We start from the raw sequence: 22,138 nt of genomic DNA, 5'->3' as shown, positions 1-22,138 counted from the left end.
CCGATAAGCGCTTGCAGCCGACCACATCAGCGTCTATCCAGCCGACTTCGATATGACATCGAACCCGACTGCCTCCTTCACGCTTGCCCGCCGGCACCTTCTCGGGATCGAAGGCCTCGATCCCGGTGAGATCGTCGGCCTGCTCGACCTCGCCGAGGAGTTCGTCACCCTCAACCGGCAGGTCGAGAAGAAGCGCGCGACCCTGCGCGGCCGCACGCAGATCAACCTGTTCTTCGAGGCTTCCACCCGCACGCAATCCTCCTTCGAGCTCGCCGGCAAGCGGCTCGGCGCGGATGTGATGAACATGGCGGTGGCCAATTCCTCGCTCAAGAAGGGTGAGACGCTGATCGACACCGCCGCGACGCTGAACGCCATGCGCCCGGATGTGCTGATCGTGCGCCACAGTGCCTCCGGCGCGGTGGAACTGCTCGCGCGCAAGGTCGATTGCGCGGTGGTGAACGCCGGCGACGGCGCCCATGAACACCCGACCCAGGCACTGCTCGACGCCCTGACCATCCGCCGCAACAAGGGCCGCATCGAAGGGCTGACGGTCGCCATTTGCGGCGACATCACCCACTCCCGGGTCGCCCGCTCGAATATCCTCCTCCTGCAGGCACTTGGCGCGACGGTACGGGTGGTGGCACCGCTCACGCTGCTGCCGCGCGACATCGACCGCTTCGGTGTCGAGGTCCACACCGACATGCGAAGCGGCCTGGCCGACGTCGACATCGTGATGATGCTGCGCCTGCAACGCGAGCGGATGAACGGTTCCTTCGTGCCGTCGGTGAAGGAATATTTCCATTTCTGGGGCCTCGACGAAGCGAAGCTGCGCTACGCCAGACCCGATGCGCTGGTAATGCATCCCGGCCCGATGAACCGCGGCGTAGAGATCGACTCGGCGGTGGCCGACGGTGCGCAGTCGCTGATCCGCGAACAGGTGGAAATGGGCGTGGCGGTCCGCATGGCCGTCCTCGATGCATTGTCGCGGAACCTGCCAAATGCCTGATATCCGTCCGGTCCTTCTGGCCGGAGCCCGCATTCTCGACCCCTCGCGCGACCTCGACATCGAAGGCGACATCCTCATCGCCGACGGCATCATCAAGGACGTTGCGCCCGGCCTCGCCCAAACCGGCCTGCCGGATGGCACCGAGCGGGTGGATTGCCGCGATCGCCTCGTCATCCCCGGCCTCGTCGACATGCGCGCCTTTATCGGCGAGCCCGGCGCCGAGCACCGCGAGACCCTTGCCTCGGCAAGTCAGGCGGCGGCGGCCGGCGGCGTCACCACCATCATCTGCCAGCCCGACACCGATCCGATGATCGACGAACCGGCGATCGTCGATTTCGTGCAGCGGCGCGCCCGCGACACCGCCATCGTGCGCATCCATCCGATGGCGGCGCTCACCAAGCGCCTGGAAGGCCGCGAAATGACCGAGATCGGCCTGCTGCAGGCCGCCGGCGCCGTCGCCTTCACCGATGGCGCGCGCTCGGTGCGCTCGGCGCAGGTGCTGCGCCGGGCACTGACCTATTCGCGCATGTTCGACGCGCTGATCGTGCATCACACCGAGGATGCCGATCTTACCGGCGAAGGCGTGATGAACGAGGGCGAACTCGCCGCCCGGCTCGGCCTTGCCGGCAGCCCGAAGGCGGCCGAGGCCATCGTGCTGGAGCGTGATGTCCGCCTCGCCGCCATGACCGGCGGGCGCTACCACGCCGCCTCGCTCACCTGCGTCGAATCGCTCGAGGTGCTGCGGCGCGCCAGGGACGCGGGGTTGAACGTCACCGCCTCGGCCTCGATCAACCACCTGACGCTCAACGAGCGCGACGTGGTCAGCTACCGCACCTTCTTCAAGCTGGCGCCGCCGCTCCGCGCGGAAGAGGACCGGCTGGCGCTCGCCGCCGCGCTCGACGAGGGACTGATCGATGTCGTGGTCTCCGACCACAACCCGCAGGATGTCGAGGTGAAGCGCCTGCCGTTCTCCGAGGCGGGCTTCGGTGCCATCGGGCTGGAGACCATGCTCGCCGCCGGACTTCGGCTGGTAAACGGCGGAACGGTTGGACTGATGGCGCTCATTCGTTCGATGTCGACCCGCCCCGCCGAATTGTTGGGCCTCGGCGCCGGCACCCTGCGACCCGGCAGCCCGGCGGACATTGCCGTGATCGCCCCCGACGAGGCGTGGATCCTTGATGCCGCCTCGCTCAAGTCGCGCTGCCGCAACACCCCCTTCGACGAATCGCGCTTCGAAGGCCGGGTGGTGCGCACGCTGGTCAGCGGCCGCACCGTCTACGAATACGTGTGAATTGCCACCGCCGTCCGCGGTGGCGGCCATCGCCACGGCGGACGGCGGCCATTAAGGTCGACGCATGACGTGGTCGCTGCCTCCCCTCGCGGGCCTTCTCGCCCTGGCGCTCGGCTATCTGCTGGGCTCGATCCCGTTCGGCCTGATTCTCACCCGTCTCGCCGGCACGCAGGACATCCGCTCCATCGGTTCGGGGAACATCGGCGCCACCAATGTCCTGCGCACCGGCCGCAAGGGCCTGGCCGCCGCCACGCTGCTCGGCGACGCCCTGAAGGGCACGGTGGCCGTGCTGATCGCCGCGCGGCTGTTCGGCTTCGAGGGCTCGCTCGTCGCGGCGCTGGGAGCTTTTCTCGGCCATCTCTTTCCGGTGTGGCTCGGCTTCCGGGGTGGCAAGGGGGTCGCGACCTTCCTCGGCGTGACGCTCGGCCTTTATTGGCCGCTGGCCGTGGTGTTTGCGGTCGTCTGGCTCGGTGTCGCCCGGCTGTTCCGCTATTCCTCGCTGGCCGCGCTCTGCGCCACCGCCGCGACGGTGATCGCCGCGCTGGTGCTGGCGAGTTCGGCGCTGACCTTGCTGCTGACGGTGCTGACCGTGATGCTGTGGATCATGCACCGCGCCAATATCCGCCGGCTGCTGGCCGGGACGGAAGGCCGCATTGGGGCGAAAGGCTGATCCATGGCGCACCCGGGCGTGCGTCTCGACGATGAGCAGCGCCGCGATTGGCTGCGGTTGATCCGCACCGAGAATGTCGGCCCGCGCGCCTTCCGCAATCTGGTCAACCGCTTCGGCGGCGCCCGCGCGGCGCTGGAGGCGCTGCCGACGCTGGCGCGGCGCGGCGGCAGCCTGATCCCGCCGCGAATCCCCTCGCCGGCCGAGGCGGAGGACGAGATCGCCGCCCTCGCCCGGCTGAACGGCCGTTTCATCGCCATTGGCGAGCCGGACTATCCGCCGCCGCTGCGCGCCATCGACGATGCCCCGCCGCTGATCGCCGTGCGCGGCCGCACGGAATTGCTGACGGAGCCGACGGTCGCCATTGTCGGCTCGCGCGACGCCTCGGGCGCCGGGCGGACGATGACCGCCCGGCTGGCCCGCGGCCTCGGCGAAGCCGGCTGGGTGATCGCCTCCGGCCTCGCCCGCGGCATCGACACCACGGCGCATGAGGCGAGCCTCGCCACCGGCACCATCGCCGTTGTCGCCGGCGGCCATGATCGCCCCTATCCGCGCGAGAACGAAGCCTTGCAGGCGCGCATCGCCGAACGGGGGGTGGTGCTGTCGGAAATGCCGATGGGCTGGGAGGCGCGCGCCCGCGATTTTCCCCGCCGCAACCGGCTGGTCTCCGGCCTGTCGCTCGGCGTCGTGGTGGTCGAGGCGGCGGAGCGTTCCGGTTCGCTCATCACCGCCCGCCTCGCCGGCGAGCAGGGACGCGATGTGTTCGCCGTGCCCGGATCGCCGCTCGATCCCCGGGCCGGCGGCGCCAATGCGCTGATCAAGCAGGGGGCGGCGCTGGTGACGGAGATCGCCGACATCGTCGAGGTGTTGCGTCCGCTGATCGGGCGGGTGGCGCCGCCGACCGGCTCGCAGGAGGACGGCGAGGGCGCGAGCTATGCCGAGCCCGCGGATGACGCCCGCTTGCGCATCCTGGGCTTGCTCGGGCCCTCCCCGGTCGGCATCGACGATCTCGTGGCGCTTTCCGGCCGGCCGGCCGGCGAGGTACAGGTGGTGCTCCTGGAACTCGAACTCGCCGGGCGCCTGAAGCGCCACGCCGGCAACACGGTCTCGCTTATCTGAGCGAGGGGTCGCCAGCCGCCGACGTGTAGCGACTGGCAATGGAGGCCGCCTCCTCGCGGGCCATTTCGAGGAGATAGTGCAGCATGTGCAGCCGCTCCGCCGCGGCGATCCGCGCCAGTTCCGCGGCAAGCGCCTCGATATAGGCGGCCGTCTCGTTCGGCCCTCGCGTTTGGTCGAAATCGTTATCCGTCACGGTCTTCTCATGCGCTGTGAGGGGATAACGTAGCATCGAAACTGGAGGTATTTCTATCATTGATTACATACACCAAATAATACCATTTATGCGTGCATATTCGAAAACCTTTAGCTATGGCGCCTGTGCGGAGCTACGCGGCTTCCGCACCGCCCATTTGACAGCTTGGGCCGCCTCCCCCATTTTCCCGGCCGTTTTCTGGGCTGGACACCGAACCGAAGGACGTTACGGGCGCATGCAGGTCGTCATCGTCGAATCCCCTGCCAAGGCGAAGACGATCAACAAATATCTCGGACCGGGATATGAGGTGATCGCCTCCTATGGTCATGTCCGCGATTTGCCCGCCAAGGATGGCTCGGTCGATCCTGAGCATGATTTCCGTATGCTGTGGGATATCGACCCCAAGGCGCAGAAGCGCCTTGCCGACATCGCCCGCGCGGTGAAGGCGGCGGATGGGCTCATCCTCGCCACCGACCCGGATCGCGAAGGCGAGGCGATCTCGTGGCATGTGCTTGAAATCCTCAAGGAAAAGCGCGCGCTCAAGGATCAGCCGATCTCCCGCGTCGTGTTCAACGCCATCACCAAGCAGGCGGTGCTCGACGCCATGCGTAACCCGCGCATGATCGATGCCGCGCTTGTCGACGCCTACCTTGCCCGCCGCGCCCTCGACTATCTCGTAGGCTTCACCCTGTCGCCGGTGCTCTGGCGCAAGCTGCCGGGCGCCCGCTCGGCGGGTCGGGTCCAATCGGTCGCCCTGCGCCTCGTCTGCGACCGCGAGATGGAGATCGAGACCTTCGTCCGGCGGGAATACTGGTCGATCGCCGCCAAGCTGGCGACCCCGCGCAACGACGTGTTCGAAGCCCGTCTCGTCGGTGCCGATGGCAAGAAGATCGGCCGGCTGGATGTCGGTACCGCCGAGGAGGCCGCCGCCTTCCGCGCCGCGCTGGACAAGGCCGATTTCGTGGTGCGCTCGGTCGAGGCCAAGCCCGCCCGCCGGCATCCTTATCCGCCCTTCACGACCTCGACGTTGCAGCAGGAGGCGAGCCGCAAGCTTGGCCTCGCCCCGGCCATCACCATGCGCATCGCCCAGCGGCTCTATGAGGGCGTCGATATTGGGGGCGAAACCGTCGGCCTCATCACCTATATGCGTACCGACGGCGTCGATATGGCGCCGGAGGCGGTCTCTGCCGCCCGCTCGGTGATCGGTCGGGACTATGGCGACCGCTACGTGCCCTCCGCGCCGCGCAAATACACCGCAAAGGCGAAGAATGCCCAGGAGGCGCACGAGGCGGTGCGCCCGACCGACCTTGCCCGCCGGCCGAAGGACGTCGCCCGCTATCTCGAGGGCGACCAGGCCAAGCTCTATGAGCTGATCTGGCTGCGCACCATCGCCAGCCAGATGGAATCCGCCGAACTCGAGCGCACCACCGTCGACATCGACGCGACCGCCGCCGGCCGCAGCATCGAGCTGCGCGCCACCGGCTCGGTGGTGAAGTTCGATGGCTTCCTCACCCTTTATCGCGAGGGCCGCGACGACGAGGAGGAGGACGACGAGAACCGTCGCCTGCCCGCCATGTCGGCGAACGAGAAGCTGGCCAACAAGGGCATCGCCACCGACCAGCACTTCACCGAGCCGCCGCCGCGCTATTCGGAAGCCTCGCTGGTCAAGCGCATGGAAGAGCTCGGCATTGGCCGGCCGTCCACCTATGCCTCGGTGCTCGCGGTGCTGCGCGACCGCGAATATGTGAAGCTCGACAAGCGCCGGCTGGTGCCGGAGGACAAGGGTCGGCTCGTCACCGCCTTCCTCGAAAGCTTCTTCGACCGCTATGTCGAATACGACTTCACCGCCGACCTCGAGGAAAAGCTCGACCAGATTTCCGCTGGCGATCTCGACTGGAAACAGGTCCTGCGCGACTTCTGGCGCGATTTCTCGGCCGCCGTGGGCGAGACCAAGGATCTGCGCGTCTCCGAGGTAATCGAGCGGCTCGACGAACTGCTCACCGCCCACATCTTCCCGCCGAAGGAAGATGGCAGCGATCCGCGTCTGTGCCCGACCTGCGGCACGGGCCACCTGTCGCTGAAGGTCGGCAAGTTCGGGGCCTTCATCGGCTGCTCGAACTATCCCGAGTGCAAATACACCCGCCCGCTCGCCGCCCAGAACGGCGAGAACGGCGAGGCGGAAACCAATGGCACGCGCGTGCTCGGCACCGATCCGGTCACCGGGCTGGAGGTCACGCTGCGCGACGGGCGCTTCGGCGTTTATCTGCAGCTCGGCGAAGGCAAGGATGGCGAGAAGCCGAAGCGCTCCAGCCTGCCCAAGGGCCTCGCGCCGGCCGATGTCGACCTCGAGACCGCGCTCGCCCTGTTGGCGCTGCCGCGCGAGATCGGCCGCCATCCCGATGACGGCGTGGCGATTCTCGCCGGCATCGGCAAGTTCGGCCCCTATGTCCAGCATGGCCGCACCTACGCCAATCTCGATGCCGGCGACGACATTCTCGCCATCGGCCTGAATCGGGCGATCGCGCTCATCGCCGACAAGCAGAACAAGGGTCCGCGCCGCGGCGGCGCGGCGGCCGGCGGACGCGAGCTCGGCGAGCATCCGACCCTTGGCGGGCCGGTGACGGTGCGCCCGGGCCGCTTCGGGCCTTACGTCAACCACGGCAAGATCAATGCGACGCTGCCCAAGAGCCTCGATCCCGACAGCGTCACCATGGTGCAGGCCGTAGAGCTGCTCACCGCCAAGGCCGGCTCGATGCCTGCCAAGCCGGCCCGGCGCACCGCTGCCAAGGCGGCGGCGAAGCCGGCCGCCGCGGGGGAGGCCAAGACCACGGCGCGCAAGGCCCCCGCCAAGGCTAAGGCCCCCGCCAAGGCCAAAGCTCCAGCCAAAGGCAAGGGCGCGGCGACCAAGGCCAAGTCCCCGGCCCGGAGCAAGGCCGCGGCCAAGGCCGACTGAGCAAGCCGACAGGCGCCGATCAGTCGATCGGCGCCGGCCCGCTGTGGCTGCGCAACGGCCGCTCCTCCATGAAGATCAGGCCGACAAGGCCGATCGCGAGCGCCAACGCCGCCGCGGCGAAGACGAAGCGGAACGACTGCGTCAGCGCCCCGGCATCGACGGTGCCCAGCCGGAAGCCTTCGAGCAGCTGGTGCCCCGTCATCCCGGAGGCGCCGAGCACGATGGCGCCGAACGCCGCGGCCAGCACCACGCCCCCCAGGGAGCGGAAGAAGTTCTGCACGCCGGTCGCGGTGCCGATCTGCGGCAGCGGCACCGCGTTCTGCACGCTCACCGTCACCACCGGCAGCACGGTGCCGAGGCCGGCGCCGGTGATCGCCATCAGCACGGCGAGCCCGGCGAAGCTGACGTCGCGGGGGAACAGCGCCAGCAGCGCCAGCGCGACAACCGCGCTCGACACGCCGATCAACGGCACGCGCTTATAGTGGTGCATCAGCCCCATCATCCGGCCGGTGCCGGTGGCGCCGACCACCACGCCGGCCAGCAAGGGAATGAGCGCGCCGCCGGACTGGCTGGCGGTGAAGCCGAGCACACCTTCGAAATAGAACGGCAGTTCGACCGAGAGCCCGATCATCGAGCCGATCGCCATCGCCGCCGCCAGCACCCCCGGCCCGACGACGCGATTGAACAGGATCGACAAAGGGATCAGCGGCTCGCGCGCCGTGGCGAGCCTGAGGCCGAGCAGGCACCACAGCAGCAGCGAGCCGGCGAGCAGGCCGAGCACCATGGCGGAACTCCAGGCATAGACCTGGCCGCCCCAGCTCAGCGCCAGCATCAGCGCCATCGCCGCCGCGCAGAGCAGCAGCGCGCCGACGATGTCGAGCCGGTGCGGGTGATGATGCGCCGGCAGCCGGTGCAGGACGCTGTCGCTCATATAGGCGGCGGCAAGGCCGAGCGGCACGTTGATCCAGAAGATCAGCGACCAGTGCAGGTGCTCGGCGAAGAACCCGCCGAGCACCGGGCCGGCGACGCTGGAGGTGATGAACACCACGGCGAAGAACGCCTGGTAGCGTCCGCGCTCCTTCGGCGCCACGATCAGGCCGATGATGGTCTGGGCCAGCGCGATCAGGCCGCCGCCGCCCAATCCCTGCACGGCACGCCCGAGCACCAGCCAGATCATGCTCGGCGCCAGCGCGCACAGCACCGAGCCGCCGATGAAGAGGCTGATGCTGCCAAGCAGGATCGGGCGCGGCCCGTGAATATCCGCCAGCTTGCCGACCAGCGGCGTCACCGCCGTGCCGGTCAGGAGATAGGAGGTGACGATCCAGGGCACGTTTTCCATGTCGCCAAAGGCGAGGCCGATGGTGGGCAAGGCCGAGGCGACGATGGTCTGTTCCAGTGCGCTGAGGAACATCGCCAGCATGACGCCGATCAGGATGGTCCTGATTTCGGCGTGTGAGAGCTGTCCCGGCTCCGGGTCGGTCGAGCGGGCATCCATTGGTTGTTTCCTTCCCGGCCCCCCGGGTTATGGCGGCGCAAATTGGCTCCGTCGCCATCGGTTGGCAAGGGTCCGCCGGCTCGCGCCGCGATCACGAACCGAAAAACATGGTCGAGTGATAAATTAGGCATTGCGCGGAAAGGTCGACGTAGCCGGGCGTAACGTTTAGCGTCAGCGCGACCGTTCAAGGAACGCGAGAATCGTGCGCAAGCCCATCAAGCCCAAGATCCGCAAGCCGGCCGCCCCCCGCCTCCCCCGGGGCCTGCCGAGCAAGGAAGACCTCACCGCCTTCATCGCCTCGCATGGCGGCGAAGTCGGCAAGCGGGAGATTTCCCGCGCCTTCGGGCTGGATGGCAGCGACCGCATCGCGCTGAAGGCCATGCTGCGCGAGCTTTCCGACGAGGGGCTGGTTGGCCGCAAGCGCAACAAGCTGCATGTGGCCGGTGCCCTCCCCGCCGTGGTGATGGCGGAAGTGGTCGAGCGCGACGAGGACGGCGAACTGATCGCCGAGCCCATCGACTGGGATAGCGAGGAACATGGCGAGGCCCCGCGCATTCTGGTCAAGCTGGCGCGGCGCGGCCGCCTCGCCGGCCCGGCTCCCACGATCGGCGACCGGGTCCTGCTGAAGACCGACGAGATTCCCGAGGCGGACGGGCGCATCCGACACACCGGCCGGGTGCTGAAGCTGATCGAGAAGGCCCGGTCACAGGTGCTCGGCATCTACCGTGCCGACAAGAGCCGGCCGGATGCCGGCGGCCGCATCATTCCGGTCGACAAGCGCAATATGGGGCGCGAGCTTGCCGTGCCGCCCGGCGCCGAGGGCGAAGCCGAGGACGGCGATCTGGTGGCGGTGGAGATCACCCGCCACCACGCCTATGGGCTTCCCACGGCCAAGGTGAAGGACAGGCTCGGCTCGCTCGCCACCGAGAAGGCGATCAGCCTCATCGCCATCCACGCCCACGGCATCCCCAACGTCTTCCGCCGTGAGGCGCTGGCCGAGGCGGAGAAGGCGCGGCCGGCGACGCTGCGGGGGCGCGAGGACTGGCGCGAATTGCCGCTGGTCACCATCGATCCGCCCGACGCCAAGGACCATGACGACGCCGTGCATGCCGCGCCGGACCAGGACCCGGCCAATGAAGGCGGCTACATCGTCACCGTCGCCATCGCCGATGTCGCCCACTACGTCCATCCCGGCAGCGGGCTCGACAAGGAAGCGCTGGCGCGCGGCAACTCGGTCTATTTCCCCGACCGCGTCGTGCCGATGCTGCCGGAACGCATCTCCAACGATCTGTGTTCGTTGCGCCCGCTGGAAGACCGTCCCGCCATCGCGGTGCGTCTGGTCATCGGCGCCAATGGCCGCAAGAAGAGCCATACGTTCCACCGGGTGATGATGCGCTCGGCCGCCAAGCTCGCCTACGCGCAGGCGCAGGCCGCGATCGAAGGCCGGACCGACGACGTGACCGACATGATCGTCGAGCCGATCCTGAAGCCGCTCTATGCCGCCTATGCGCTGGTCAAGAAGGCCCGGGACGCCCGCAACCCGCTGGAGCTCGATCTGCCGGAGCGCAAGATTCTGCTGAAGCCGGACGGCACGGTCGACAGGATAGTGATTCCCGAACGGCTCGACGCGCACCGGCTGATCGAGGAGTTCATGATCCTCGCCAATGTCGCCGCCGCCGAGACGCTGGAGGACAAGCACATCCCCCTCGTCTACCGGGTGCACGACCAGCCATCGCTGGAAAAAGTGTCGGCGCTGCGCGAATTCCTGAAGACGCTCGACATCGCCCTGCCCAAGACCGAGACGGTGCGCCCGGCGCATTTCAACGACATTCTCGCCCGGGTCGAGGGCACCGAACTGGCGCCGCTGGTCAACCAGGTGATCCTGCGCAGCCAGGCGCAGGCGGAATACGCCAACGAAAACTATGGCCATTTCGGCCTGCATCTGCGCCGCTATGCGCATTTCACCTCGCCGATCCGCCGCTATGCCGACCTGATCGTGCACCGGGCGCTGATCCGTGCCCTCGGCCTCGGGTCGGACGGGTTGCCGGAGAACACCACGCCGGAACAGCTCGCCGAGATCGCCGCCCGCATCTCGGCCAGCGAGCGCCGTGCCATGACCGCCGAGCGCGAGACCATCGACCGGCTCATCGCCCACCACATGGCCGAGCAGATCGGCGCCACCTTCAAGGGCCGCATCGCCGGCGTCACCAAGGCGGGCCTCTTCGTCGCGCTCGACGACACCGGTGCCGACGGCTTCATCCCGGCGGCGACGCTTGGGCAGGATTACTACTGGTACGACGAAAGCCGCCACGCACTGATCGGCGAGCGCACCGGCGAAATGCACCGGCTCGGCGACCGGGTGGAGGTGAAGCTGGTGGAGGCGGCCCCCGTGGCGGGCGCGCTGCGATTTGAGCTTCTCAGCGAGGGCGACTATGTGAAGGCCGGCAGGGGCGGTCCGTCTCGCAAGGGGCCGCGCGGCATCCGTCGCGAGGCGGGCAGCGTGCGGCGTGGGCCGCCCAAGGTCGGCAAGCGCCGTTAGCTGGGAAAGCGCAGCAAGGAGCAGGGATCGCATGAGCTTTCAGCCCGCACGGCCCGTCGGCCCGGCGATGAAGAACGGCTTCCGCCTGCGCTGTCCCAAATGCGGCGAAGGTCCGCTGTTCAGCTCCTATCTGAAGGTGAACGAGCGCTGCGCGGCCTGCGGCGAGGAACTGTGGCACCATCGTGCCGACGATGCCCCTCCCTACATGGTCATCACTATTGTCGGCCACATCATCGTGCCCGCGGTGCTGGCCGTCGAGATCGCCTGGCACCCCTCGCAATGGGTGCATATGGCGGTATGGCTGCCGCTCACCCTGATCCTCAGCCTTCTGCTGCTGCCGCCGGTGAAGGGAGCGCTGGTCGGCTATCAATGGGCCCTGCGCATGCACGGCTTCGATCCCACCAGCGAGGAGCACGACCCCGTGCCCCCCAGCCGCCGCCCCCAGGGACTTGCTCGCTCCACATGACCGCCCTCGACGTTTCCGCCCGCTTCGCGGCCAACCGGCCCGACGCCGCCCATGCCTATCGCCGCCCGGTCGACGCCGCCACGCTGATCCTGATCGATCGCGCCGGCCGCAAGCCGCGCGTGCTGCTCGGCCGCCGCAACCCGGCACAGAAGTTCATGCCGGGCAAGCTGGTGTTTCCGGGCGGTCGCGTCGATCCGCAGGACCGCAACGTGCCGGTCTACGGCATGCTCGACGCCCTGTCCGAACGCCGGCTGCAGGCGCGCGTGGTGCGCCCGAGCCTCAGCCGGGCACGGGCGCTGGCGCTCGCCGCCATCCGCGAGACCTGCGAGGAGACCGGTCTGCTCATCGGCTCCCACGAGGCCGGGTCGCCGGAGACGATGCCTGCCGGCTGGGAGGCCTTCGCCCGGGCCGGCGCCTTCCCCAATCTGGAAGCCCTCACCTTCGTCGCCCGCGCCATCACCCCGCCGCGACTGTCGCGGCGCTTCGACACCCGGTTCTTCATGGCCGATGCGAGCAACATCGCCCACCGCATCCCCGATGTGATCGGGCCGGATTCGGAGCTGGTGGAGCTGGCCTGGCTGAGTTTCGCGGATGCCAAGCGGGCGGAGGTGCCGACCATCACCCACGCCATCCTCGAGGAGATCGAGACGCGTCTGGCCGGCGGCAACAAGCCGTGGCTGCCGGTGCCGTTCTATGCGACGCGCCACGGCCGCATGATGCGCGAGACGCTGGAGTGAGCCGTCCGCCGTTACACAAGGCAAATGTGATCACAAAGGTCATTCAGTTTTCGCCGCACATGTTCTAAAGCCGACGGCCCGCCTCTCGCAGAGCCGTTGCGTTCCATGCATGCCCAGTTGCCCGTTGCCCGCCTCAACATCGCTTCCCTCGCGGCGGCGATCGCCGCCATTTCGGTGGTGGGCCTGGGTCTTGCCCTGTCGATCCCGCTGCTCGCCTTCGAGCTCGACGCGCGCGGCATCTCCAGCACCTGGATCGGGCTCAACACCGCCGTCGGCGGCATCGCCACCGTCCTGTGCGCGCCGTTCCTGCCCGATCTGGTGCGCCGCTACGGTGCCGGGCCGATGATGATGGGCGCGGTGGCGCTCGGGGCGGCCAGCTTGCTCGCCTTCAAGGTCACCGACGCCTTCATCCTGTGGTTTCCGCTGCGCTTCCTGTTCGGCGCCTCGCTGTGCGTCCTGTTCGTGGTCAGCGAATTCTGGATCAACGCCGCCGCCCCCGCCGACCGCCGCGGCCTCGTCATCGGCATCTATGCGACCACCCTGTCGCTGGGCTTCGCCGGCGGCCCGGCCATTCTCTCCCTGGTCGGCACCAGCGGCTGGGCGCCCTATGTCATCGGCGCCGCCTTTTTCGCCCTTGCCTCGATCCCGGTGATGATCGGCACCTCGCAGGCGCCGGTGATCGAGAAGGAAAGCTCGCGCGGCGTGCTGAGCCTGCTGCGCATCGCGCCGGCGGCGACGCTGGCCGCCTTCGTCTTCGGCGCGGTGGAGACCGGCCTCGTCAACTTCCTGCCGCTCTACGGGCTGCGGCGCGGACTTGGCGAGGGCGAGGCGGCGCTGCTGCTCACCATCGCCGAACTCGGCAATGTCGGCCTGCAGATCCCGCTCGGTCTCATCAGCGACCGCATGGACCGGCGCAAGCTGCTGCTGGCCTGCGGCCTGGTCGGCCTCGCCGGCGCGGTGCTGATTCCCTTCCTCGCCATTGACGGCCTCGCCATGATGGCGACGGTGTTCGTCATGACCGGCATCGTCGCCGGCCTCTACACCGTCGGGCTCACGCTGCTGGGCGCCCGATTCCACGGCGCGGCTCTGGCAACCGCCAATGCCGCCTTCGTCATGCTGTACTCCATCGGCCTGATCGTCGGCCCGATTTCCGTCGGTACCGGCATGGGACTGATGGGACCGCATGGATTCGCGGTCATGCTGGCGGCGTTCCTGCTGGTCTATGTGCTGGTGGTGGCGGTTCAGCTGGTCCGCGACCGCTGAATCTCACGCCTTCCTTGACAATTGGGCGGCGATCACGGATACGGACGCCCAACGAGCGGCATCGCTGCCGCGCGAACCCGATGAATTCGACGCGATCCCCGCAAGCGGGGGCGCGAGCCACTTTCCAGGAGACCGGTCATGGCCAAGGCGACGACCATCAAGATCAAGCTCGTGTCGAGCGCCGACACCGGCTTCTTCTATGTGACGAAGAAGAACTCCCGCACGATGACCGACAAGCTGGTCGTGAAGAAGTACGACCCGGTCGCGAAGAAGCATGTCGAGTTCCGCGAAGGCAAGATCAAGTGATCTTGCCGTTCCGGCGGAAATGACAAAGGGCGCCTTGCGGCGCCCTTTTCTTTTATATTCAGTCAGTTGCCCCTCGGTCTTCGCGTCGGACGTGAGGTGCGGCACACGAGAGGAAGCGAGCCGCACCGGCGCTTCAGTTCACCCGCTGGCCGGATGCCTCGTCGAAGATGTGCAGCTTGGCCGGGTTGCCGCGCACATGCACCTTGTCGCCGACATGGATCTCGGCCTCGCGCGGGCACTCGATCGTCAGCATGCGGGTGTGGCCGATATCGACATAGGCGTAGGTCTGGCTGCCCAGCCGCTCGGCGACGGCGATCTCGCCCCCGAACCAGGCTTCGCCCTCCCCGCATAGCGCGAGATCCTCCGGCCGCACGCCGAGAACGATCGGCTGCCCGTCGCGAATCGACGCCTCCTCCTGCAGCGCGATCGTGCCCTGGGCGAGCTTCAGCGCCGCGCCGTTCGCCGACACCGCCGCCGAGCCCGGCAACGTGTTCATGGTCGGGCTGCCGATGAAGCGGGCCACGAACAGCGTTGCCGGCTTGTGGTAGAGCTCGAGCGGCGCGCCGATCTGCTCCACATTGCCGGCATTCATCACCACGATGCGGTCGGCGAGCGTCATCGCCTCCACCTGATCGTGGGTGACATAGACGGTGGTCGCCTTCATGCGGTTGTGCAGCTTGGCGATTTCGAGCCGCATCTCCACCCGCAGGGCGGCATCGAGATTCGACAGCGGCTCGTCGAACAGGAAGGCCGCCGGCTCCCGGACGATGGCGCGGCCCATGGCGACGCGCTGACGCTGCCCGCCGGACAATTGGGAGGGGCGTCGCTTCAGAAAATCCCGGATCTTCAGGATATCGGCCGCCAGGCCGACGCGCCGCCCCACCTCGTTCTCGTTCGCCCCGCGCATTTTGAGGCCGAAGGACATGTTGTCCTCGACGCTCATATGCGGATAGAGCGCGTAGTCCTGGAACACCATGGCGATGTCCCGCTGGGCCGGCGGCAGCGCGTTCACGCGGGTGCCGGCAATGATGAGATCGCCGGCGGTGATTTCCTCGAGGCCCGCAATCATGCGCAGCAAGGTCGACTTGCCGCAGCCCGACGGCCCCACCAGCACCAGAAACTCACCGCTTCCGATCTCGATGTCGATGCTGCGGATGACCTGCACGTCGCCATAGGATTTGCGCACACCCTTCAGGGCTATGGCTGACATCCTTTCCTCCTCGGCTTGCCGTTTTGGCTTGACTGAATTATCGTTATCATTATCGATAATGATAATATGCCCATGAGGCAACACGGAACCGGCACGTTCGATGGTGTATTTTTCCACCAAGTCCCCGAGCAGAGGCGGCGGCAGGCCCCCCAAGGCAAGCGCCGCGTTCAACGCGCTGAAGCGCGACATCATGCTCGGCACGTTGCCAGCCGGCACCGGCCTGACCGAGCTCGACCTTGCCGCCCATTTCCAGTGCAGCCAGGGAACGGTGCGTGAGGCGCTGCTGCAATTGCAGGAGGAGGGGCTGGTGCGCCGCCAGGGCCATCGCGGCACGCAGGTTTCCGATTGCACGGAGGACGAGGCGGTCGAGATGTTCCGGCTGCGCGACCACATCGAATCGGCCGGCCTGCCGCGCGTCATGCGCTCGCCGAGCCCGTCGCTGATCGCCGATCTCAACGCCATGATGGCGCAGATGCTTCAGGCCGCCGACGCCGATGACGAGCTCCTGCTCGCCTCGATCGACCGCGATTTCCACCGGCGCATCCTGCAGGACGCCCGGTTGCCGGCGCTGGATCCGATCCTGCACCGCTGCCTGGTGCACAACCATCGCTTCAAGATTTCCCGCAGCCGCGGCGTGCGCGATTTGCAGGCGACGGCCCAGCGTCACCGCAGCCTGATCGACGCCATCGCCAGCGGCGATATCGCCAGCGCCACCACCGCCATGCGCCGCCATATCGCGACCATCGTCGACTTCGGGCCCGAGCTCTTTCCGGGATCTCAGCAATGACCGCCGATCCCGGCCTTCTCTCCGCCGACATGCGGGCTTTGCTCGACAAGGTCGCCGCCGAAACCGGCCCGCAGCCGGACGCCACCCTGCTGCCGGCGGCCGAGGGACGCGCGCTCGCCGCACAGAACAACCAGCGCTGGAACGTCAATCTGCCGGAGATGGCCGGCGACCGGGAGATCACCGTTCCGGCCGACCTGGCGCTCGGCGCGGTGGATGTGCGCCTGCGTATCCTTACGCCGCATGAAGCGGAGCGCGGTACCATTCTGTTCGTTCATGGCGGCGGCTTCGCGTTCTGCTCGCCGGAGACCCATGAGCGCTGCGCCCGCGTGCTGGCGAACGAGGCGCGGATGAGCGTCGCGCTGCCGGATTATCGCCTGGCGCCGGAACATCCCTACCCCGCCGGCCTGCTCGATACCGTCGCCACCATGCGGGCGGTGCTCGCCGGCGCCGTCGACGGCCTGCACGACCCGGTCTTGGTCTCCGGCGATTCCGCCGGCGCCAATCTCGCCCTCGCCGCCATGCTGCACGAGCAGGCCGCCGGACGACAGCTGCCGGACGGTGCCCTGCTGTTCTACGGCAATTACACCGTCGATCTCACCGGGCCGTCCTATCGCCGCTTCGAGAACGGGCCGGGCCTCACCACCGCGCGCATGGGCCGTTACTGGGCATGGTACGTCGCCGGGCGCGATCTGGCGGGCGATCCCCTCGCCAGCCCGCTCGCCGCGTCCGACGCCGCTCTGGCCGCGCTGCCGCCGCTCTATCTGATGGCGGCGGGCGTCGATCCGCTGTTCTCCGACACGGTGTCGCTGGTCGCCCGGCTGAAGGCGCTGGGGCGCGCCGACCCTTTCGATGTGGTCCCCGGCGTCACCCACGGATTCCTGCAGAACACGAACGAGCTGGCTGCCGCGCGCGAAGCGCTGAAGGCCGCGGGCGAGGCCGCACGAACAATCAAAAGCAAAGCAAAAACCTGAACCAATGGAGGAAGCGCGTCATGGGACTTCTAAAGAAATTTGCGGCCGGCCTTGCCGTCGCCGCGACCTTCGCCGCATCGATGGCGATCGGCTCGGCCCGGGCTGAGACCGTTCGCTTCTGGTACCATTTCGACAATCCGGCCAACCCGATGTCGGAACTGGTGGCGAAGTTCGAAAAGGCCAATCCGGGGATCAAGATCGACGCCGAGAACGTCCCCTGGAACAGCTATTACGACAATCTCTATACCGCGCTGATCGGCGGCAATGCACCCGACGCGGCGATGGTGAAGCTGTTCGCCCAGCCGCGCCTCGTCGAGATGGGCGCGCTTGAGCCGCTGGGCGAACGGATCGACGCCTGGCCCGGCAAGGCCGACCTGCTCGACAACCTTCTGGAGCTGAACAAGGGGCCGGACGGCAAGCAGTATTATCTGCCGGTCCAGTATGTCGTGCTCTATCTCTACTACCGCACCGACCTGCTCGCCACCGCCGGCCTCAAGCCGCCGACGACCTGCGAGGAATTCCGCGACGCGGCGATCAAGCTCACCAAGGCGCCGGAGACCTATGGCTTCGGCCTGCGCGGCGGCAAGGGCGGCTGGGACCAATGGGGCGCCTTCGTATTCTCGCAGGGCGGCGCGCTGAAGCCCGGCGGGCTGACCAACCAGCACGCCGTCGCCGCCAACCAGTGGGTGATCGACCTGTTCCGCAAGGACAAGGTGATCCCGCCCTCGGCGCCGAATGACGGTTTCCAGGAGATCATCGGCGCCTTCAAGGCCGGCAAGACTGCAATGACCATACACCACATCGGCTCGTCCAAGGACCTGGTGGCCGCGCTCGGCGACAAGGTGTCGGCGGTGCCGGTGCCGAAATGCGGCAATGGCCGCTGGACCTCCTATGGCGATGAATCCCTTGCGGTTTTCTCCTCCTCTCCGCACAAGGACGCCGCGTGGAAGTGGATCTCCTTCCTGGCCGAGGGCGAGAACAACGTCGCCTTCAACAGCGCCACCGGCCAGATGACGGTGACCAAAAGCGGCGCCAAGGACTGGAAGCTGCATGAGCGCCGCTTTGTCGACGCCACCGTCGACTCCCTGCCCTTCGCGCATGTGCTGCCGCAGAACGCCGCCACCTCGGAGTTCGTGAACACCGCCTGGCAGACCGCCATGCAGCGGGCGCTGACCGGCCAGATCACCTCGCAGCAGATGATGGAAGAACTGAACGCACTCGTCGCGCAGTGACACCGCCGGGCTCGGCCCTGCGCCGATGCCTGCGACGCCATCGGGTTCCGGCCTCCGGCCGGAACCTCTCCCCACGCGCGACAGCCACGGAATGCAGCATGTCGATCGTCACCACCACGCGCGCCGCCGAAAGATCGGGCTCTTTCTGGCGCCGGGCGCATCTCACTCCCTATTGGCTGCTGGCGCCGGCGGTCGTGGTGACCGCCGTCATCGTCTTCCTGCCCATGCTGCAGGCGGTGGCCACCAGCTTCTACGACCTCATCCTGTTCCGGCCCAACGCCAGCCGCTTCGTCGGCTTCGGCAATTACATCAAGCTGTTGCAGGATCCGGTCTTCTGGACGGCCCTGTGGAACACGGTCATCTGGATCGGCCTCACCGTGCCGCTGCAGATGGGGCTCGGCCTTATCACCGCCATCCTGCTCAACCGCGAGTTTCCTTGGCGCGGCCTCGCCCGCGCGCTGATCATCATCCCCTGGGCGCTGCCGAGCGTCGTGATCGCGCTGATGTGGCGCTGGATCTACGATCCCAACACCGGTGTGCTCAACGACCTCCTCATCTACCTTTCGGTGGTGCAGGGCGCCGTGCCGTGGCTAGCAGATCCGCACCTCGCTCTCTATGCAGTGATCGCCACGCTGACCTGGCAGGGCTTCCCCTTCTTCGCGGTGATGATCCTCGCCGGCCTTCAGGGCATCCCGAAGAGCCAGTATGAGGCGGCATCGCTCGACGGCGCCTCGCCCTGGCGGCAGTTCCTGCACATCACCCTGCCCGGCATCATGCCGGTGCTCGCCACCGCCGGCCTGCTCAGGGTGATCTGGGTGGCGAATTCGATGGACGTCATCTTCGTGATGACCGGTGGCGGCCCCGGCTATTCCACCCACACCCTGCCGCTCTACGCCTTCATCAAGGCCCGGCAGAACCTCGATTTCGGCTACGGCACCGCCATCGCCGTGACCTTCACCATCCTGCTCGGCAGCTTCGTTGCCGTCTATCTGGCCCGCACCATGCGCGAGGTGGAGAAATGACCAAACCCTCGACGCTGCGCCGCATCCTCACCACCGACCTGCCGGTGGCGCTGATCGTGCTGTTCGCCATGGCGCCCTTCGCCTGGATGATCCTGACCTCGCTGACTCCGTCGGCATTGATCACATCCAGCGGCGTCTCGCTGTCGCCGGCAGGCTGGAGCCTCGACAATTACTGGCGGCTGATCGAACAGACCTCGTTCCTGATGAACATGCTGCACAGTCTCATCATCGCCGTCGGCACCATGCTGCTCGGCCTCTTGGTGGCGGTGACCGCGGCGTACGCGTTCTCGCGCTTCCGCTTCCCAGGTCGGCGGCTGCTGATGCTGCAATTCCTGCTCATCAACATGTTCCCGGTGGTGCTGCTGATCCTGCCGCTGTTCGTCCTCATGCGCCGCTTCGGCCTGCTCGACACTCATGTGGGCCTGATCCTTGCCAATTCGACCGTCGCCATTCCTTTCGCGGTGTGGATGCTGACCAGCTATGTCGGTGCCATCCCGAAGAGCCTCGACGAGGCGGCGATGACCGATGGCTGCTCGCGGCTCACCACGCTGCGGCGCATCGTGCTGCCGCTGATGGTCCCGGGCATCATCTCGACCGGCATCTACATCTTCATCACCGCCTGGAACGAATATCTCTACGCGCTGACGCTGGGCGGGCGGAACGTGCGGCCGGTCACCGTCGCCATCCAGACGCTGATCGGCGAATACCAGATCGAATGGGGCCTGCTCGCCGCCGGTGCGGTCGTCGGCGCCCTCCCCGCCACCTTGCTCTTCCTGTTCGTCCAGCGCCACCTCATCGGCGGCATGACCCAGGGCGCCGTGAAGGGCTGAACCCACATGCCCGCCGCCGCAATCAGGCGGTGCGGGCCTTCACTGAGGACGTGTCCATGAACCCGGTCGGGTTGATTTCCATGCAATATGCGCGGCCGTTCACGGCCGAGCATTTTCCTCTCTTTGCCCGCATGCGCGAGCACGGCTACGACTTCGTCGAGCTGCTGGTGCCCGAGATCGGCGAAATCGACGCGACCGTCGCCCGCAAGGCGCTCGACGACGCCGGGCTCGACGTGGTGCTCGCCGCGCGCGTCAATCTCCAGCGCAACCTTTCTTCCGCCGAGGCCGACGCGCACCGGGCCGGCATCGACTACCTGAAGTACACCGTCGATCAGGCCGTGGCGCTGGGCGCCAAGATCGTGGGCGGCCCGCTGACCGGCAATCCGCTGGTATTCGCCGGCCGGCCGCCGCAGCCCGTGCCGGAGGACGAACGTCTCGCCCGCAAGCAGCGCTGCGTCGATGGCCTGCGCGAAGCCGGCGACTATGCGGCGAAGCACGGCGTGCTACTCGCCGTCGAGCCGCTGAACCGCTTCGAGAGCGACGTGCTGTGCACCACCCAACAGGCGATCGAGCTGCTCGACGCGGTCGACCATCCGGCGATCCAACTGATGCTCGATACCTTCCACATGCACATGGAAGAGAGCTCCATCCCGGAGGCGATCCGCCTCGCCGCCGGCCGCGTCGTGCATTTCCAGGCCAATGAAAACCATCGCGGCTTCCCCGGCACCGGCGCCACCGATTGGGTGGCAGTGTGCCGTGCGCTGCACGAGATCGGCTATGCCGGCCCGATCTCGCTCGAACCCTTCCGCCGCCGCGACGACCGCTTCGGCGTGCCTTTCGCGCAGTGGCGCGCCCCGCACGAGGACGAGAGCGACCGTCTCTCGGCCAGCGTCGCTTTCATGAAGTCCCACATCACTCTCACGGAATACCGTCGATGACCTTGAATATCGGTTGGATCGGCTGCGGCATCCACGCCACCCAGATGCTGCTGCCGCAACTCGTGCGCCACGACGTCAAGCTGGTGGCGCTGTGCGACATCGATGGCCCCCGCCTCGCCGATGCCGGCCGGCAATTCGGCGTGTCGAACCTCACCGACGACGTCGACACCCTCCTGTCGATGCCCGGCATCGATGCGGTGGGCATGGCCGTCGGTCCAGACCAGCATCTCGCCTTCGGCAAGAAGGCGCTGGAGCGCGGGCTCGGCGTATTCATGGAGAAGCCGCCATCCGGCTCCGCAGCGGGGGCGCGCGAACTGCTCGCGGCTTCCGAAAAGGCCAGAAAACCGCTGCTGGTCGGTTTCATGAAGCGCTATTCGATCGGCAACAAGATGGCCGCCAATATCGTGCGTTCGGGGCGCTTCGGCGATGTGCTCGGGCTCACAGGCTACTACATGACGGCTCCCGGCTATTTCGTCGGCAATGTCGATTACACCGGCTTTTTCCTGCATCATTGCGTGCACTACATGGACCTCGTCTCCTTCCTGGTCTCGCCGGTGAAGACGATCTCGGCCCGCAAGGTGGAGAAGACCCCCGGTCGAGTGCTGTTCCACGTCGGTTTCGAGTTCGAATGCGGCGCCATCGGCAACATCGCCATGGGTACGATACAGTCACGCGGCACACCGGTGGAACGGATCGAGCTGATGGGCGATCACCAGCGCATCGAGGTCGAGGACGTGATCGAGATCCGCTGGCATCGCAACCCGCCCTTCAAGGTGGCCGATCCCAATGCGACACTCGCCGATGACGTGGATTCGCTCACCTGGAAGCCCAACTTCACCGCGGCGGCGAATGAAGACCCGAAGGGCTATCACGCGCTGCTTGCCGATGTCGTGCCCGCGCTTGCCGGAGCCGAGACCGCGGCGCCGACCATTGCCGATGGCGTGGTGGCCATGGAGCGGCTGGAAGTGCTGCGCCGCGAACTCGCGCTTTGAGGATGGAGAAGCACGAGGCGGCCTGACGCGCCGCTTCGTGCCTCGACAGAACGTCCCGTCGACGAGACCAGCGCCGGCCAAGGGGTTCCACCAGCCCCCGGCGATCCCGTCAGGAGCCAAC

Annotated in this window: 20 protein-coding genes; 17 read left to right on the top strand and 3 right to left on the bottom strand. The window is 67.4% G+C overall.

The genetic code is table 11. The annotated features are described in order from the left end of the window. Positions 1–52 precede the first annotated feature (52 nt). From J2X65_RS00460 to dprA, 4 genes are all read left to right on the top strand, one after another. Positions 53–1,006 (top strand): aspartate carbamoyltransferase catalytic subunit, encoded by a 954-nt coding sequence (locus J2X65_RS00460; RefSeq protein ID WP_310196451.1) that lies wholly within the window; start codon positions 53–55, stop codon positions 1,004–1,006. Further along, positions 999–2,297, top strand: coding sequence for a dihydroorotase (locus J2X65_RS00455; protein ID WP_310196449.1), 1,299 nt, complete (start codon positions 999–1,001; stop codon positions 2,295–2,297). The genes J2X65_RS00460 and J2X65_RS00455 overlap by 8 nt, the downstream gene beginning before the upstream one ends. A 64-nt stretch (positions 2,298–2,361) precedes the next feature. After that, on the top strand, positions 2,362–2,967 hold the full coding sequence (gene plsY, locus J2X65_RS00450) for a glycerol-3-phosphate 1-O-acyltransferase PlsY (protein WP_310196447.1): 606 nt from the start codon (positions 2,362–2,364) through the stop codon (positions 2,965–2,967). Between the two features lie 3 nt (positions 2,968–2,970). After that, positions 2,971–4,083, top strand: a complete 1,113-nt coding sequence (gene dprA, locus J2X65_RS00445; protein WP_310196444.1) for a DNA-processing protein DprA — start codon at positions 2,971–2,973, stop codon at positions 4,081–4,083. Here dprA and J2X65_RS00440 read toward each other — a convergent pair. Then, positions 4,076–4,276: a hypothetical protein gene (locus J2X65_RS00440; protein ID WP_310196442.1), complete on the bottom strand. Its 201-nt coding sequence runs from the start codon at positions 4,274–4,276 to the stop codon at positions 4,076–4,078. The genes dprA and J2X65_RS00440 overlap by 8 nt on opposite strands. 235 nt (positions 4,277–4,511) lie before the next feature. Here J2X65_RS00440 and topA point away from each other — a divergent pair, with 235 nt between their 5' ends. Beyond that, positions 4,512–7,229 (top strand): type I DNA topoisomerase, encoded by a 2,718-nt coding sequence (gene topA, locus J2X65_RS00435; protein ID WP_310196441.1) that lies wholly within the window; start codon positions 4,512–4,514, stop codon positions 7,227–7,229. Between the two features lie 19 nt (positions 7,230–7,248). Here the strand turns inward: topA and J2X65_RS00430 are convergent, their stop codons facing one another. Further along, positions 7,249–8,724: an MDR family MFS transporter gene (locus tag J2X65_RS00430; protein WP_310196438.1), complete on the bottom strand. Its 1,476-nt coding sequence runs from the start codon at positions 8,722–8,724 to the stop codon at positions 7,249–7,251. Positions 8,725–8,926: 202 nt separating this feature from the next. Between J2X65_RS00430 and rnr the strand changes: the two genes are divergently transcribed. From rnr to rpmG, 5 genes are all read left to right on the top strand, one after another. Continuing rightward, a complete protein-coding gene (gene rnr, locus J2X65_RS00425; protein WP_310196436.1) occupies positions 8,927–11,263 on the top strand; it encodes a ribonuclease R in 2,337 nt (778 codons plus the stop codon). Continuing rightward, positions 11,232–11,729 (top strand): DUF983 domain-containing protein, encoded by a 498-nt coding sequence (locus tag J2X65_RS00420; protein WP_310196434.1) that lies wholly within the window; start codon positions 11,232–11,234, stop codon positions 11,727–11,729. Before rnr ends, J2X65_RS00420 begins: the two co-directional genes overlap by 32 nt. Next, positions 11,726–12,466, top strand: coding sequence for an NUDIX domain-containing protein (locus J2X65_RS00415; protein ID WP_310196431.1), 741 nt, complete (start codon positions 11,726–11,728; stop codon positions 12,464–12,466). The genes J2X65_RS00420 and J2X65_RS00415 overlap by 4 nt, the downstream gene beginning before the upstream one ends. A 105-nt stretch (positions 12,467–12,571) precedes the next feature. Next, positions 12,572–13,729 carry an MFS transporter gene (locus J2X65_RS00410; protein WP_310196428.1) on the top strand — a complete coding sequence of 386 codons (1,158 nt, stop codon included), beginning with the start codon at positions 12,572–12,574 and terminating at the stop codon, positions 13,727–13,729. 138 nt (positions 13,730–13,867) lie between these two features. Beyond that, entirely contained in the window at positions 13,868–14,035 is a 168-nt protein-coding gene (rpmG, locus tag J2X65_RS00405; RefSeq protein WP_013166321.1) for a 50S ribosomal protein L33, read from the top strand. A gap of 133 nt (positions 14,036–14,168) precedes the next feature. Here the strand turns inward: rpmG and J2X65_RS00400 are convergent, their stop codons facing one another. Next, positions 14,169–15,245, bottom strand: a complete 1,077-nt coding sequence (locus J2X65_RS00400) for a sn-glycerol-3-phosphate ABC transporter ATP-binding protein UgpC (protein WP_310196425.1) — start codon at positions 15,243–15,245, stop codon at positions 14,169–14,171. A 100-nt stretch (positions 15,246–15,345) separates the two neighbouring features. On the opposite strand from J2X65_RS00400, the gene J2X65_RS00395 reads away from it, so the two are divergent. The 7 genes from J2X65_RS00395 (at position 15,346) to J2X65_RS00365 (ending at position 22,017) form a co-directional block, all read left to right on the top strand. Then, a complete protein-coding gene (locus tag J2X65_RS00395) occupies positions 15,346–16,032 on the top strand; it encodes a GntR family transcriptional regulator (protein WP_310196421.1) in 687 nt (228 codons plus the stop codon). Beyond that, positions 16,029–17,003, top strand: a complete 975-nt coding sequence (locus J2X65_RS00390) for an alpha/beta hydrolase (protein WP_310196418.1) — start codon at positions 16,029–16,031, stop codon at positions 17,001–17,003. Before J2X65_RS00395 ends, J2X65_RS00390 begins: the two co-directional genes overlap by 4 nt. A 20-nt stretch (positions 17,004–17,023) precedes the next feature. Further along, the gene (locus tag J2X65_RS00385) at positions 17,024–18,235 is read left to right on the top strand and encodes a sugar ABC transporter substrate-binding protein (protein ID WP_310196415.1); all 1,212 of its coding nucleotides are present in this window, start codon (positions 17,024–17,026) and stop codon (positions 18,233–18,235) included. 98 nt (positions 18,236–18,333) lie between these two features. After that, on the top strand, positions 18,334–19,257 hold the full coding sequence (locus J2X65_RS00380; protein WP_310196413.1) for a sugar ABC transporter permease: 924 nt from the start codon (positions 18,334–18,336) through the stop codon (positions 19,255–19,257). Continuing rightward, positions 19,254–20,087 carry a carbohydrate ABC transporter permease gene (locus J2X65_RS00375; RefSeq protein ID WP_310196410.1) on the top strand — a complete coding sequence of 278 codons (834 nt, stop codon included), beginning with the start codon at positions 19,254–19,256 and terminating at the stop codon, positions 20,085–20,087. Before J2X65_RS00380 ends, J2X65_RS00375 begins: the two co-directional genes overlap by 4 nt. A gap of 56 nt (positions 20,088–20,143) precedes the next feature. Continuing rightward, on the top strand, positions 20,144–21,025 hold the full coding sequence (locus J2X65_RS00370) for a sugar phosphate isomerase/epimerase family protein (RefSeq protein ID WP_310196407.1): 882 nt from the start codon (positions 20,144–20,146) through the stop codon (positions 21,023–21,025). Beyond that, the gene (locus J2X65_RS00365; protein WP_310196404.1) at positions 21,022–22,017 is read left to right on the top strand and encodes a Gfo/Idh/MocA family oxidoreductase; all 996 of its coding nucleotides are present in this window, start codon (positions 21,022–21,024) and stop codon (positions 22,015–22,017) included. Before J2X65_RS00370 ends, J2X65_RS00365 begins: the two co-directional genes overlap by 4 nt. Positions 22,018–22,138 lie beyond the last annotated feature (121 nt).

The sequence above is a fragment of the Ancylobacter sp. 3268 genome, from assembly GCF_031456575.1.
GTDB lineage: Bacteria > Pseudomonadota > Alphaproteobacteria > Rhizobiales > Xanthobacteraceae > Ancylobacter.
This window is presented reverse-complemented; position numbering and strand designations above follow the sequence as displayed.

Bases quoted from the DNA above. Each gene is read 5' to 3' on its own strand.
- J2X65_RS00460 (WP_310196451.1), top strand. From the start codon at position 53: ATGACATCGAACCCGACTGCCTCCTTCACGCTTGCCCGCCGGCACCTT.
- J2X65_RS00455 (WP_310196449.1), top strand. From the start codon at position 999: ATGCCTGATATCCGTCCGGTCCTTCTGGCCGGAGCCCGCATTCTCGAC.
- plsY (WP_310196447.1), top strand. From the start codon at position 2,362: ATGACGTGGTCGCTGCCTCCCCTCGCGGGCCTTCTCGCCCTGGCGCTC.
- dprA (WP_310196444.1), top strand. From the start codon at position 2,971: ATGGCGCACCCGGGCGTGCGTCTCGACGATGAGCAGCGCCGCGATTGG.
- topA (WP_310196441.1), top strand. From the start codon at position 4,512: ATGCAGGTCGTCATCGTCGAATCCCCTGCCAAGGCGAAGACGATCAAC.
- J2X65_RS00430 (WP_310196438.1), bottom strand. From the start codon at position 8,724: ATGGATGCCCGCTCGACCGACCCGGAGCCGGGACAGCTCTCACACGCC.
- J2X65_RS00415 (WP_310196431.1), top strand. From the start codon at position 11,726: ATGACCGCCCTCGACGTTTCCGCCCGCTTCGCGGCCAACCGGCCCGAC.
- J2X65_RS00410 (WP_310196428.1), top strand. From the start codon at position 12,572: ATGCATGCCCAGTTGCCCGTTGCCCGCCTCAACATCGCTTCCCTCGCG.
- rpmG (WP_013166321.1), top strand. From the start codon at position 13,868: ATGGCCAAGGCGACGACCATCAAGATCAAGCTCGTGTCGAGCGCCGAC.
- J2X65_RS00400 (WP_310196425.1), bottom strand. From the start codon at position 15,245: ATGTCAGCCATAGCCCTGAAGGGTGTGCGCAAATCCTATGGCGACGTG.
- J2X65_RS00395 (WP_310196421.1), top strand. From the start codon at position 15,346: ATGGTGTATTTTTCCACCAAGTCCCCGAGCAGAGGCGGCGGCAGGCCC.
- J2X65_RS00390 (WP_310196418.1), top strand. From the start codon at position 16,029: ATGACCGCCGATCCCGGCCTTCTCTCCGCCGACATGCGGGCTTTGCTC.
- J2X65_RS00385 (WP_310196415.1), top strand. From the start codon at position 17,024: ATGGGACTTCTAAAGAAATTTGCGGCCGGCCTTGCCGTCGCCGCGACC.
- J2X65_RS00380 (WP_310196413.1), top strand. From the start codon at position 18,334: ATGTCGATCGTCACCACCACGCGCGCCGCCGAAAGATCGGGCTCTTTC.
- J2X65_RS00375 (WP_310196410.1), top strand. From the start codon at position 19,254: ATGACCAAACCCTCGACGCTGCGCCGCATCCTCACCACCGACCTGCCG.
- J2X65_RS00370 (WP_310196407.1), top strand. From the start codon at position 20,144: ATGAACCCGGTCGGGTTGATTTCCATGCAATATGCGCGGCCGTTCACG.
- J2X65_RS00365 (WP_310196404.1), top strand. From the start codon at position 21,022: ATGACCTTGAATATCGGTTGGATCGGCTGCGGCATCCACGCCACCCAG.